The organism is Nitratireductor soli (assembly GCF_001050155.1).
GTDB classification, from domain to species: domain Bacteria; phylum Pseudomonadota; class Alphaproteobacteria; order Rhizobiales; family Rhizobiaceae; genus Nitratireductor; species Nitratireductor soli.
This window is the reverse complement of the sequence record NZ_LFVY01000010.1, coordinates 158,286-169,546: the sequence shown is the minus strand read 5'-3', so window position 1 is coordinate 169,546 and position 11,261 is coordinate 158,286. Positions and strand designations below refer to the sequence as shown.

14 protein-coding genes and 1 pseudogene are annotated in these 11,261 nt (G+C 61.1%); 10 read left to right on the top strand and 5 right to left on the bottom strand.

Annotated features, from left to right (window positions below; all coding sequences use genetic code 11):
• Window positions 1-105: 105 nt before the first annotated feature.
• On the bottom strand, window positions 106-1,335 hold the full coding sequence (gene kynU, locus AB843_RS14305) for a kynureninase (protein ID WP_048647544.1): 1,230 nt from the start codon (window positions 1,333-1,335) through the stop codon (window positions 106-108).
• A gap of 80 nt (window positions 1,336-1,415) precedes the next feature.
• On the opposite strand from kynU, the gene AB843_RS14300 reads away from it, so the two are divergent.
• Together AB843_RS14300 and AB843_RS14295 are read left to right on the top strand one after the other, a co-directional pair.
• The gene (locus AB843_RS14300) at window positions 1,416-2,183 is read left to right on the top strand and encodes a GntR family transcriptional regulator (protein WP_048647543.1); all 768 of its coding nucleotides are present in this window, start codon (window positions 1,416-1,418) and stop codon (window positions 2,181-2,183) included.
• A 100-nt stretch (window positions 2,184-2,283) separates the two neighbouring features.
• A complete protein-coding gene (locus AB843_RS14295) occupies window positions 2,284-2,958 on the top strand; it encodes an amino acid ABC transporter permease (RefSeq protein WP_048647594.1) in 675 nt (224 codons plus the stop codon).
• Between the two features lie 369 nt (window positions 2,959-3,327).
• Here the strand turns inward: AB843_RS14295 and AB843_RS25600 are convergent, their stop codons facing one another.
• From AB843_RS25600 to AB843_RS14285, 4 genes and pseudogenes are all read right to left on the bottom strand, one after another.
• The gene (locus tag AB843_RS25600) at window positions 3,328-3,576 is read right to left on the bottom strand and encodes a hypothetical protein (protein ID WP_157384522.1); all 249 of its coding nucleotides are present in this window, start codon (window positions 3,574-3,576) and stop codon (window positions 3,328-3,330) included.
• Between the two features lie 190 nt (window positions 3,577-3,766).
• The gene (locus tag AB843_RS14290; RefSeq protein ID WP_082143835.1) at window positions 3,767-4,894 is read right to left on the bottom strand and encodes a tyrosine-type recombinase/integrase; all 1,128 of its coding nucleotides are present in this window, start codon (window positions 4,892-4,894) and stop codon (window positions 3,767-3,769) included.
• 65 nt (window positions 4,895-4,959) lie between these two features.
• Window positions 4,960-5,046 (bottom strand): annotated as a pseudogene (locus tag AB843_RS26145) (helix-turn-helix domain-containing protein); the annotation flags it as partial.
• Complete coding sequence (locus AB843_RS14285) at window positions 5,027-5,461, bottom strand: helix-turn-helix domain-containing protein (RefSeq protein ID WP_048647541.1); 435 nt, start codon at window positions 5,459-5,461, stop codon at window positions 5,027-5,029. The gene AB843_RS14285 and the pseudogene AB843_RS26145, both read right to left, overlap by 20 nt.
• Before the next feature lie 173 nt (window positions 5,462-5,634).
• Between AB843_RS14285 and AB843_RS14280 the strand changes: the two genes are divergently transcribed.
• The 8 genes from AB843_RS14280 to AB843_RS14240 all read left to right on the top strand — a co-directional run bounded on the left by AB843_RS14280 (window position 5,635) and on the right by AB843_RS14240 (window position 11,260).
• Window positions 5,635-5,883 (top strand): hypothetical protein, encoded by a 249-nt coding sequence (locus tag AB843_RS14280; RefSeq protein WP_157384521.1) that lies wholly within the window; start codon window positions 5,635-5,637, stop codon window positions 5,881-5,883.
• Window positions 5,867-6,094, top strand: coding sequence for a hypothetical protein (locus AB843_RS14275; RefSeq protein WP_157384520.1), 228 nt, complete (start codon window positions 5,867-5,869; stop codon window positions 6,092-6,094). Before AB843_RS14280 ends, AB843_RS14275 begins: the two co-directional genes overlap by 17 nt.
• Entirely contained in the window at window positions 6,091-6,516 is a 426-nt protein-coding gene (locus AB843_RS14270) for a RusA family crossover junction endodeoxyribonuclease (RefSeq protein WP_048647538.1), read from the top strand. Before AB843_RS14275 ends, AB843_RS14270 begins: the two co-directional genes overlap by 4 nt.
• The gene (locus tag AB843_RS14265; RefSeq protein WP_048647537.1) at window positions 6,513-6,749 is read left to right on the top strand and encodes a hypothetical protein; all 237 of its coding nucleotides are present in this window, start codon (window positions 6,513-6,515) and stop codon (window positions 6,747-6,749) included. The genes AB843_RS14270 and AB843_RS14265 overlap by 4 nt, the downstream gene beginning before the upstream one ends.
• 75 nt (window positions 6,750-6,824) lie before the next feature.
• Window positions 6,825-8,189: an SNF2-related protein gene (locus tag AB843_RS14260; RefSeq protein ID WP_082143833.1), complete on the top strand. Its 1,365-nt coding sequence runs from the start codon at window positions 6,825-6,827 to the stop codon at window positions 8,187-8,189.
• 529 nt (window positions 8,190-8,718) lie between these two features.
• Window positions 8,719-9,798, top strand: coding sequence for a hypothetical protein (locus AB843_RS14250; protein ID WP_048647534.1), 1,080 nt, complete (start codon window positions 8,719-8,721; stop codon window positions 9,796-9,798).
• A gap of 9 nt (window positions 9,799-9,807) precedes the next feature.
• Window positions 9,808-10,017, top strand: coding sequence for a hypothetical protein (locus tag AB843_RS25595; protein ID WP_048647533.1), 210 nt, complete (start codon window positions 9,808-9,810; stop codon window positions 10,015-10,017).
• Window positions 10,010-11,260: a DUF2800 domain-containing protein gene (locus AB843_RS14240; RefSeq protein WP_048647532.1), complete on the top strand. Its 1,251-nt coding sequence runs from the start codon at window positions 10,010-10,012 to the stop codon at window positions 11,258-11,260. The genes AB843_RS25595 and AB843_RS14240 overlap by 8 nt, the downstream gene beginning before the upstream one ends.
• The last annotated feature ends 1 nt before the right edge of the window (window position 11,261 follow it).

The following is an 11,261-nucleotide window of genomic DNA, read 5'->3' as shown; positions in this document are numbered from 1 at the left end:
CTGTCTTTATGACAGCTTCACGGGCGGTTTTCATCTGTTCTAGTATTAAATTATCGTAAGGCTATGAGCCAGAAACGGAGCCTTGAACAGCATCCCAAGCCCACCTCACGTCACCTTGGCGCGGATGCGGAATTCTGCCCGGTCCCACAGGCTTTCGGCCATCACGCGCTCAAGGATTTCGGCGGCCCGCACGATGTCCGCATGGCTGAGATAGAGCGGTGTCATGCCGAAGCGCAGAATGTCGGGGGCGCGGAAATCGCCGATGACGCCCTCGGCGATCAGCGCCTGCATGATGGCATAGCCTTGCCGATGGCGGAAAGAAACCTGGCTGCCGCGTTGCTTGCGGTCCCTGGGCGTGACCAGTTCCAGCATCGGACAGCGCCGCTCGATCTCGGCGATGAACAGGTCGCACAAATCCTGGGATTTCTCGCGCACGAGATTCATATCGACACCGTCGAAGGCGTCGAGCGCGGCTTCCAGCGCCGACATTGAGAGGATCGGCGGCGTTCCGACCGTCATGCGGGCAATGCCGCTGGCGGGCGTGTAATCGTGGGTGAAGGCGAAGGGCGCCTGATGCCCCATCCAGCCCGACAGCGCCGGCCTGATGCTCTCCAGATGGCGCGGCGCGACATAGAGAAAGGCCGGCGCGCCGGGACCGCCATTGAGGTACTTGTAGCCGCAGCCAATGGCGAAATCGGCGTTCGCGGCATCGAGATGAACGGGGAAGGCGCCGGCGCTGTGACACAGGTCCCAGATCGCCAGGGCGCCCGCCGCGTGGATGCGGTCCGTGGTCTGCGCCATGTCGTAGCGCCAGCCGGTGCGGTAATCCACTTCGGTCAGGAGGACGGCGGCGACCGTTTCGTCGATGGCCTCGTGCATCTCCGCGGCTGCGGCCGTGCGCAGTTCGTAGCCCTGGCCGAGCAGGCGCGCCAAGCCGTCGGCGATGTAGAGATCGGTGGGGAAATTGTTGCTGTCGGAGAGGATGACGCGCCGCTGTGGGCGCAGCGCGAGCGCCGCGCTGAGGGTCTTGAACACGTTGACCGAGGTGGAATCGCCAACAGCGATCGTGCCGTCGCCGGCGCCGACCAGGCGGGCGATCTTGGCGGCGACGCGCGCCGGCAGGTCGATCCAGCCGGCTTCGTTCCAGCCGCGCACGAGACGCTCGCCCCATTGGCGCTCGACCACGTCGCGGATGCGCTGGCCAAGCCCGGCGGGCATGGCGCCGAGGCTGTTGCCGTCGAGATAGATCACGCCTTCGGGCAGGACGAACCGGTCGCGAAACGCTTTCAGCGGGTCCTGGCGGTCTTTCTCCAGCGCGCTTGTCCCATCGAGCATGCCCGGCTTTCCTCTCTTTCAGCGAGTTTGATCAAAAAATCCGGTTGGACCGAATGATTATATATAATAATGTGGATTATATGAAATCATCGGTCAACTCAACGCCGGAAGATGGTTCACCGAAGGTGGAAGGCGCTTTCGCGGCGCTGAAGCGCGATATTCTGAGCGGGCGGCTGGCGCCTGATGCACCGTTGCGGCTGATGGCACTGTCGACGCTCTACGGCGTCGGCTACACGCCGCTGCGCGAGGCGCTGTCGCGGCTGGAGTCGGCGGGCCTGGCGGTGCTCAGCCCCAATCGCGGCTATCGCGTGGCTCCGGTTTCCCTGGAGGAGCTGGAGGATCTCGAACAGGCGCGCACGGTGGTGGAAACAGCGCTTCTGGAGGCGGCGATCGCCCATGGGGATCTCGCCTGGGAGGCAGGCATCGTGGCGGCGCATCATCGGCTGTCGCGCGCCGCGCGCGGCTTGCAGGAATCCTCCGCCGGTGTGCCGGACTGGATGGAGGCGCATGACGCCTTCCACCAGGCATTGGTGGCGGCCGCCCAATCCGCATGGCTGAAATCGTTTCAACGGCAGGTGAGCGAGCAACTGCGGCGGCATCACCAGGCGCTGCTGTTCCATCCCGACCTGGGCAAGCCCGCCCGGCAGGGCGGGCACGACCGGGAGACCCGGAAACTGCTTTCCCGGGCGCTGGCGCTCGAGCATCACACCCAGTTGATGGAGGCGGCGCTGGCCCGCGACACGGCGCGGGCGCGGCATTTGATGCGTGCCCATGTGCAGTTCACGCTGACGGTCTACCGCTCCGTGGCCGGCGCGCCGGACGGCCGCGCGAAAAAGGGGATTCCGTAGAAACGTGTGGATGGCGGCAGGCACGCCTGCCGTTCCCAGCAACACTTTCTGCCGCCATGCATCAATGCACGGCCGGCAATCATTGGAGGATGGCAGCACGATGCCGGGTTTCGTCGAAACATTCTTGAACGCGGACGTGTTCGTCCGCATTTTTCCGATGCTCCTGAAGGGCGTGGGCAACACGATCCTGCTGGCGCTGACAACCATCGTTCTCGGCGGTTTGGCGGGCGTTCTCATCTGCCTTGCCCGCCTGTACGGGCCGCGCGCGGTGCGGTTGCTGGCGGTGCTGCATGTGGATATGTTCCGCGCCCTGCCGATCCTCGTCGTGCTCGTGCTGATCTATTACGCGCTGCCCTTCGTCGGCATCAGGCTGAATGCCTTCACCTCGGCGGTGCTGGCGCTGGGGCTCGTCTTCTCGGCCTTCACGGCGGAGGTTTTCCGCGCCGGCATCCAGTCGATTCCTGAGGGGCAGACGGAGGCGGCCAAGGCGCTCGGCATGCCCTTCTGGGCGATCATCTACAAGATCATCCTGCCGCAGGCCTTTCGCGTTGCCATTCCGCCGCACACGAGCAATTCCGTGGCGATCGCCAAGGACACGTCGCTGGCCTCGGTTGTCGCCATGCCCGACCTGTTGAAGCAGGCAACCGACGCGCAGGCCCTGACCGCCAATCCGACGCCGCTGATCGCCGCCGCCGTGATGTACCTGATCGTCCTGTGGCCGCTGGTGCGGCTGGTCTCGTATCTGGAGGAGCGGTTTCGCCCGGTTGGCCGTTAGAGCAATTCATCGTTTCACGGAAACGATGAATTGCTCCAATTTCTTGTTTTACCGCATTCATGCGGACGTCAGGTGATGCCACCTGACATCCGTATAAATGCTATAAGGCGCCGACGCGGCAGGGCGAGTGGTCCGGAGCGGGCCAGCCGTGAATGCTGCTGATTTAAGGATCTGGATGGTGGGCGTGACAGGGATTGAACCTGTGACCCCTACGATGTCAACACGGTTGTCCGTTATTTCGTAAGTCGTCAGTTTCAACGGATTGCAGGAAATGCACGGCTTCGAGAAGGTTTTTGTCAGTCAGAAAATGCCGGCGGACGGACAAATCGACTACCAAATAGCTAAGCGCTACCATGGTTGCTACCACCACTAGGCTGGCCCTTGAGACACGACAACACCCTCGCAAACGACACGAGTCCAAGGGCGATCGCCCATTTGGCCGTGCTGCAATTCGTACTCCAAAGTGTTAATCTTGAAGTCCGGCATCTCGTCGGTTTCGACGCTTGGCGGCCGAACGCGAAAGTGTAGCGGAACGCGAACACGCGGCCCGTTTTTGAAGCCGTAACGCGCGGCAATAGGCCAATGGTCGCGGATGAGTTTTTCACGATCGGAGTTCATTCTACTGCCTCCGATGGCCGGTTAGCAGTCTCATACGCATGCCAGTGTTGAGCCGCGCGAAAAAGAGCTTCATCCGGAGTAGCGCCGATGCCATGATGATCGGAGCGCGCGCATAGTATGTGCGCGCGGTACGGTTCAGGGTCGTCTTCTCCGCGTCTAAAAATCTCGAAAGTCACCTTAGGGAACTGTATCATTCTGCTGCCTCCAAAAAGCCGCCAGAGATCGCGTCGACGGCGTCGCGCAAATCTTCCGGCTGGTGTTTCGCATAGACCTTCTCGACCATGCGAATTGAGTTTCCGAGCACCTTGGCGATGATCCACAAGGATACGCCTTTCCGCGCCATGTGAGTAGCCGCCGTGTGCCGCAGGACGTGCGGGGAGATGCCCGTAGCCTTCGGCTTCGCGCCCGACGCCGGCTTCTTCTGTTTGCCGCCCAAACCCGCCTCTATGACGATGCGCTGGATCGTCGCCCACACCGCGCCCTGGTTATCGAGCACAAGGCCGTCGTCACGCTTCTTGTCCAGCCGCTCTTCGAACGCGCGTTCCAGGATCGGACGCAGAGCCTTCGAGATCGGAACGGTGGCGCGAACCTTCTTTGTCTTCTTGCGCCCCGGCACGTCGAGCACAATGACGTTCGTCTCGAAGTCGACGCGATCCCAGGTCAGATCAAGCAGGGCTTGCTTGCGGGCTGCCGTTTCCAGCGCCAGCCACAAGAACCGCTCGCCGCGCGATAGACGATCGCCGCGACGCAGGCGCCGGGCCGCGTCCAGCAGCTTCTGTATCTCTTCGGTCTTCAGCCACCGGTCGCGGGGCTCGCCAGGCTCGGGCAGATCGAGTTTCTGCACGAATGACGGATCGATGAGCTTCCGTTTCGGGTCGGCGCAAAAGCGCACCGCTGCCACGAGATAGGATAATTCCTTGGCCGCTGTCTGCGGCTTCACTTTGCGCCCGAGCCGTCCGCTGGTCCGTTTCGACACATAGTCGTCGGTCGCCATTTGCGATAGGCCGGATGCGAGCAGAGAGCCGAAATGCGGCTCCATCTGCCTCCACGCTAATTCGGCGTTGTAGCGGCCTGCCAGCTTCGTCTGGACGTGCTTCCGCTCATAGACGGTCCACACGTCAGCGAGGGTCAGGTTGGCGCCGAGCAGGCCGTCCTGCGGCGCCGTGTGTTCCATCAGGAGCCACGTCCCGAGGAAAGTTTTCGCGTCAGCCAAATCTGTCGTGCGCGTCGAGACGCGCTTTCCGACCCTGGCTTCCGTCCAGTGGACGTAATAGGTTCCGGTTTTTGATTTCTTGAGATACGGGGTTGAGCCTGACATTTGGTCGTCTCCAGATATTCCAGCAAATCGCTTTCGTCGATGAGCACGGGCCGACCTTTGTGGTAGGCGAGCCGCCCCGACAGCCGCAGCCGCTTCACCTTTTCCGTGGAGCAGCGCAGGCGCTCGGCAGCCTCAATCTCGGTTAGCAGCATCTTCAGCCAACATTTCTGCGATCTTCGCCGCGGTGTCGAACCTGACCTGGCGGTTGATCCGCAGCCAAGCCTTGGTGGTGTCGCCGGGACTGACCTTCAGCTCGAAATCAGGCGTGTCTTCCACGATCGCGTTGTGGACGTGATTGGGGAAAATCTCTTCGGCCGGAGCACCGAACGCGGACGCGAGCTTGGCGACACTGGCTGGCGTAGGAAACGCCTTGCCGCGAACGTATGTCGAAACGCTGTCCTTGGTTAGTCCGGAACGGCGAGCGAGGTCCGATTGCCGCCACCCCTTTTCCAGCATCATATTGTAAATTCGCCGACCAAATTCCTCCTTGGTGAGGTATTTGACCGTCTTGCTGTCACCGTTCTTCACTGCGTCGTTAACGATATGGGTTCGGTCTTTCCTAGCCATCCGGCTCTCCTGTTTATGATCCGTCTCTCAGACGTATGTCGTTCGTCGTCTGTATGTTGAATGTAGCGTTCATTTATGAAGGCCGCAAGACAAATTGTCCAACTTTGGCATTGACGCGGACGATTTGTCGATTTAGGTTAACCGAAACAGACGGACAGCGGACAAACCAACCTATGACTTTCTCGGCAAAACGTTTTTTGGTTAAGAATTTCCAAACGTCGCAGAACGTCGTCACACGGTTGCAAGCCTACGGGATGCCGGCTCCACGCCTGGCCGCTGTCGACAAGTGGTTCCAACGCAACAGCATCCCGAGTGACTACCTGCCCTCGCTTCTTGCGATCGTCGAGATCGAACGGGGCAGGCCAGTGAGCATCATCGAATTTTCAAACTTCGAGGCGGGTGAAAATGAGCAACAAAGCTGACGCAGAATGTCGAATGTATTGGGCCGCCGCACACGAGCTTCACCAGGCCGTGCGAAACGGCGATGACGACGCCACCGCGGATCTGCTGGAAGAGCTCGACGTGGTGGCGCTGTACACCGATCACGATGGGCTGCGCAAGCGATGCCGGGCGTTGATCGACAAACACCAGATACGGTGCAGCGCCGTCGGCGGGATAGCGCCTGTCAAATGATCGAGATCGTCCTGGCAGGGGCGCCGGTCGGAAAGGGCAGGCCGCGTTTCGTCAAAGAGACCGGCCGAGCGTACACCCCGGAGCGAACCGTACGTTTTGAGGATCGACTGTCACTTGCGGCCCAGACGGCCATGGCTGGTCGGCCACTGCTTGAAGGGCCGCTGGCAGTCTACATCGAGATACGCATGCCAATTCCGGTATCGAAGCCGAAGAAGTGGCAAGCGGCGGCCCGGGCTGGCAGAGAACGCCCGACGAAGAAACCCGATTGGGATAATTTCGCGAAGATGCTCGACGCGCTCAACCTGATCGTTTGGACGGATGACAGCCAAATCGTCGACGGCCATGTGCGAAAGATTTACCACGACGCGCCGGCCTTCATCGCGAGGGTCACGGAGATAGAAACGGAAGGAGTATTCGGATGACCAGACTTCACGATCCTTTTGAAGACCATGCGGCGCGTATCGCGGCGAGGGCGCGGGAGACCGAAGGCGTAATGCAGCCCACGCCTCCGATTGTTGATCTGGCCACGGCAAAAGCCGTGTCTGGCGAAAACGTCAAAGTGTCGCTGGTCGTCAACGGTCGAACGCAACACTTTTTGATGCACCGGGAGACCGCCGCGTCCTTCATTTCGTACCTGGCAAAATCTCTCGCTTGACCATTTTGTAAGTCGCGTCCATAGTTACGACTGACGAAACGGACGCTACGGACTACCGGGCTGGAAAGGCCACCCATGACGACCATGCTTCCAAAGCCGACGCAGTTGAGCGGCGCCAAATTCCTCGCATCCAGAGACTATGCGCTTCTGGCCGATCTCCCGCGCGTTGGGAAAACCGGCTCGTCGATCATGGCGGCTGATTATCTCATGGCCGAGACGATCCTGATCGTCACGACGGCATCGGGCCGCGGTGTTTGGAAAACCGGCATGCAGAACTGGTCGGCTTTCGATCGTGGCGTCCAGGTCATGCTCGGCGGCAAGAAGCTGGACCCGAAGACGCCCTGCGCGATCATCGGGTGGGCCGGTCTCTCGCAGCCGAAGCTGCGCGTCGAATTGCTGAAGCGCAAATGGGACTTGATCATCCCCGACGAGGCCCACAACGCAAAATCCTTCACGGCGAAGCGCACGCAGGCCCTGTACGGCACGCTGATCGACGACGGTCTGACGCTCAACAAGACCAGCGCCATGACGAACACAACAGGCCGCATGTGGTGCCTAACCGGCACGCCGCTGCCCAACTCCCCGGCTGACGCCTACCCGATGCTGCGGGCCTTGTTCCGTGAGCGCCTGACGACGGCTTTTGGCCCGACGGACGTGACCCGGCAGAGCGACTTCATCGCACGCTATTGCAAGATGCGGCCCATGAAAATCGGCCATGGCTATTTCGCCCGCTACATCGACGTGTTCGTTGAAGGCCGGAACCTGGAAGAACTCAATGCCCGCGTCGCCGGTATCTTTTTGCAACGGACCCAGGCCGACGTCGGCATCATGGAGCCGGATTACGAAACGATGCCGCTGATCGCACCGAAGACGTTGCCGGCGGAAATCGTCGACCAGAAGAAAGCCGGCGCGATCCTGGAAGCGGCGAAGAGCGGCGACCGCGCTGCGCTCGAGATGCATATGGGTCCGCTGCGCCGCCTGACCGGCGAGATCAAAGCCGGGCTTGTGGTCGACGCGGTGAAAGAAGAACTGGACGGCGCGCTCGACAAGATCGTGCTGGCGTACTGGCACAAGGACGTGGGCGCGCTCCTGCTCGACGGCCTTTCCAAGTACGGTGTTGTCGGTATTGACGGTGCGACATCGGCTGACAAACGGACGGAGAACGAAGAGCGGTTTCGGCGCGATCCGAAGACGCGCGTGTTTCTGGCGCAGATCCAAGCCGCCGGCGAGGCGATCGACCTGTCCGCGTCGGCCAACCTGATCTTCGTCGAAAGCTCATTCACGCCTGCTCAAATGAAGCAGATGGCTTTGCGAATTTGCAATCACGCGCAAACGAAAAAGCCTCTCGTCAGGGTGGCGACTTTAGACGGCTCCATCGACGACGCACTGCAAAACATCCTGCTCCGCAAATGGTCAGCTATCCGCGAGGTTTTAAAATGAGCGGTCGCGGCAGAACCTACCCCCCGCTAGAAAAGCGGCTGTGGGCTAAGGTCGATAAAACACCCGGTCACGGCCCAAACGGCGATTGCTGGGTGTGGACGGGCTACTGTGTAGACAACGGCTATGGCCAAATTACCCGGTCCAGGGCGCAAGGGGGCCGGTGTGACTATGTGCACCGCGTGGCCTTCGAAATCCACTACGGCGTCGATCTAGGGCGCGCTCGCAAAAGCGGTCCTCTCGTGCTCCACCACTGCGACAACAGGCCGTGTGCCAACCCGCGCCACCTGTTTCTCGGTGACGACACGGCGAACATGCAGGACATGCTGAGCAAAGGCCGAAAAGTATCGGCTGACCAGCAGGGATCCGCCAACAATCAAGCAAGGCTCACCGAGCCCGAAGTGCGCGCGATCCGCGCCGACACGCGGGCTCTCCAAGAAATCGCGGACGACTACGCGATAGCCGTTTCCACCGCCTGTTCGATCAGAACGCGGAAACGCTGGCCACACCTAAGATAACAAGGAGAGACTTAATGAGCATCGAAATCAAAATTCACGGCGAGACCGGCGAAGAAGTGTTGGGCAAGATGCGCCAGCTTCTCGGCGCTCCGCGCGTGGCGACGATCAGTCCCGAAGAGGCGGAAGAGATTAGGGCGCGCGGGCCGGATGGCATTAGCCGCGAACCCAACGAGACGTGGAGAACCGAACAGTATGGCGCCCGCGTTGACCCACGAGCTGTGGGCGTTGACTTCGCCGAGCCAGGCAGTGACCGCACCGTCATAGCGAAGGTGGAAAAGGCAGACGATGGCAGCGTAAATGTCACTGAAATCGCTGAACTCGATACGCGTCCGATTGGCGCTCCCTCCGAAGGCAACAAGCGCCGCAACAGCGCCGAGAAGACCGACGATGATGCATGGGAAGCCTTCGCCGCTGAAAAAGGCGTCTCGCTTGAGAAGCTGAACGCAGTCATCTCCGAACACGGACGCGCAGCCGCCGAAGCGTCACTCAAGGAGATGCCCGACTCCGGCGACAAGCCTTCCATCTCGACCGGCGAAGAGCGTGTCGGCCCCGAGGACGACGCAGAGACGATCGCGCAAGACACCGCCGACGAAGCGGCCGAGACGGAAGCCAATGGTGGGCTGGCGCCAATCGACGAACTACGCCGCGCCGTGGGCGCCTACCAGAAGAAGCACGGCATGGCGGCGGCTGTCGCGCTCTGCGCCGAAGACGGTCTGATCGGCTGCGGCATCCACGAAGTCGAGGAAGACAACATCCCCGAAATGGTGAAACGCGTTCGCGCGGCGACGGAAGCCAAAGTCGATGAGCTTGGCGACATCCCGGCTTCGCTCGATCGCCGCGAGAAGAAGGCCGACCCCGAGCCGACGGCAGCGAAGGCCGACGTGCAGAAGGCGATGCTGCGCTACGCCAAGAGGTTCGACGGCCAGGACACCGACATGAACGCCATGCCGTTCACGATGGAGGATTGCCCGAAGGTCTTCGCGCTGCTGTTCGGCAAGGATGTGGCTAAGCTGTCGCAGGTGCCAGAAGACGGCTACGCCAAGGCCGTTGCCGGCATTGACGAAGCCATCGCCAAAAATCCATTCAAGCGCTAGGAGACGACCATGGGCGTTATCGGCGAAATACCCGAAAAGCGAGCCGTTGAAATTATGCAGCATCTCATCAACTCGCGTTTCAGCGTAGACGTGACGGCGGATGACCTTCGCAAATTCATTCGTGAAGACTGGTATATCCTCGCGCACTGTGCGCACGCCATCCATGGCGCGCATGTTGCTGCGAACTTGCAGAAATCAAAGGCAAAAACCGATGGTTGACCACGGCATCCGGGAACACGCCACCTGGTCGGCGTCTTCGACCGCCCGCAACGTCCATTGCGCCGGCGCGCTGACACTGGCGCAGTTCGCCCCGCCCGACAAGGAAAGCATCCACGCCGCGCGCGGCACGGCCTGTCACCAGATTGCCGAGAAGTGCCTGACCGAAGGTGTCGACGCCTCGGCCTTTCTCGATACCGTCGAGAAGACCAAGGCGCACGAGATCACGATCGATGAAGAACTGGTCAACTCGGCGCAGGAATATGTCGACTACTGCCGGCAATTCATGCACCCGCCCGTCTGGTATTGGATCGAAGAGCGTTTCTCGCTCGGCGACCTGAACCCGCCATTCGACGCGGGCGGCACGGGCGATTTCGTGACGTATGACGAAGCAACCCAGACCCTCGAAATCGTTGACCTGAAAAATGGTATGGGCGTCGTCGACGTGAAGGACAATCCGCAGCTCCGCACCTATGGGCTCGGCGCGCTCCTGCACCACCAGGATCTGGACGTGGAGACCGTCAAGGTCACGATCGTCCAGCCCCGCGCGCCGCACAAGGACGGCCGTATCCGTTCCGAGACCTTCCATGTCGCCGATCTGGTGGCCTGGACCGCCGATTTGCTGAAATCCATGAAACGGTCGAAGCAGGCCATGGACGAATACGAAGCGGCGGGCGGCAACAGCGTCAAGCTGGACGCGTGGGCCGAGAAATGGCTGACCCCCGGCAAATGCACGTTCTGCCCTGCCGAAGGCACATGCCCGGCGCTCCGAAAGGGCGCTATGGACGTAGCCGCTGTCTGGTTCGACGATCTGGACCAGCCCCGTATCGGCAATTCGGCGCTGGACACGTCGCCCGAGGCTCTGGCCCGTGATCTCGACATGATCCCGATGCTGGAGGACTGGATCAAGGCCCGCCGCGCCTATGCTCACGCCCAGGCCGAGACCGGTGTTGAAATCCCCGGCTACCAGCTTTCCGAGAAGATCGGAAACCGGAAGTGGGTGGACGATCCAGCCCTCGCCGCGCGTCTTATGGCTGAGCTTGGACTGGACGAAAGCGCCATCTACGCAGACCCAAAACTGAAATCGCCTGCGCAGATGGACAAGCTGCTCGGAGCAAAACGGAAGGACATGATCGTTCCTTTCGTCGAACGACCGATCACCGGAACCAATCTGGTGTCCGTCGACAAGACTTCGCGGCCGCCGGCAAAGACGGTCGCGCAGAAACACTTCGAACCTCAACAGTGAA

Coding starts and splice junctions, on each gene's coding strand:
- kynU (WP_048647544.1), bottom strand. CDS start 1,335: ATGCTCGATGGGACAAGCGCGCTGGAGAAAGACCGCCAGGACCCGCTG.
- AB843_RS14300 (WP_048647543.1), top strand. CDS start 1,416: ATGAAATCATCGGTCAACTCAACGCCGGAAGATGGTTCACCGAAGGTG.
- AB843_RS14295 (WP_048647594.1), top strand. CDS start 2,284: ATGCCGGGTTTCGTCGAAACATTCTTGAACGCGGACGTGTTCGTCCGC.
- AB843_RS25600 (WP_157384522.1), bottom strand. CDS start 3,576: ATGAACTCCGATCGTGAAAAACTCATCCGCGACCATTGGCCTATTGCC.
- AB843_RS14290 (WP_082143835.1), bottom strand. CDS start 4,894: ATGTCAGGCTCAACCCCGTATCTCAAGAAATCAAAAACCGGAACCTAT.
- AB843_RS14285 (WP_048647541.1), bottom strand. CDS start 5,461: ATGGCTAGGAAAGACCGAACCCATATCGTTAACGACGCAGTGAAGAAC.
- AB843_RS14280 (WP_157384521.1), top strand. CDS start 5,635: ATGACTTTCTCGGCAAAACGTTTTTTGGTTAAGAATTTCCAAACGTCG.
- AB843_RS14275 (WP_157384520.1), top strand. CDS start 5,867: ATGAGCAACAAAGCTGACGCAGAATGTCGAATGTATTGGGCCGCCGCA.
- AB843_RS14270 (WP_048647538.1), top strand. CDS start 6,091: ATGATCGAGATCGTCCTGGCAGGGGCGCCGGTCGGAAAGGGCAGGCCG.
- AB843_RS14265 (WP_048647537.1), top strand. CDS start 6,513: ATGACCAGACTTCACGATCCTTTTGAAGACCATGCGGCGCGTATCGCG.
- AB843_RS14260 (WP_082143833.1), top strand. CDS start 6,825: ATGACGACCATGCTTCCAAAGCCGACGCAGTTGAGCGGCGCCAAATTC.
- AB843_RS14250 (WP_048647534.1), top strand. CDS start 8,719: ATGAGCATCGAAATCAAAATTCACGGCGAGACCGGCGAAGAAGTGTTG.
- AB843_RS25595 (WP_048647533.1), top strand. CDS start 9,808: ATGGGCGTTATCGGCGAAATACCCGAAAAGCGAGCCGTTGAAATTATG.
- AB843_RS14240 (WP_048647532.1), top strand. CDS start 10,010: ATGGTTGACCACGGCATCCGGGAACACGCCACCTGGTCGGCGTCTTCG.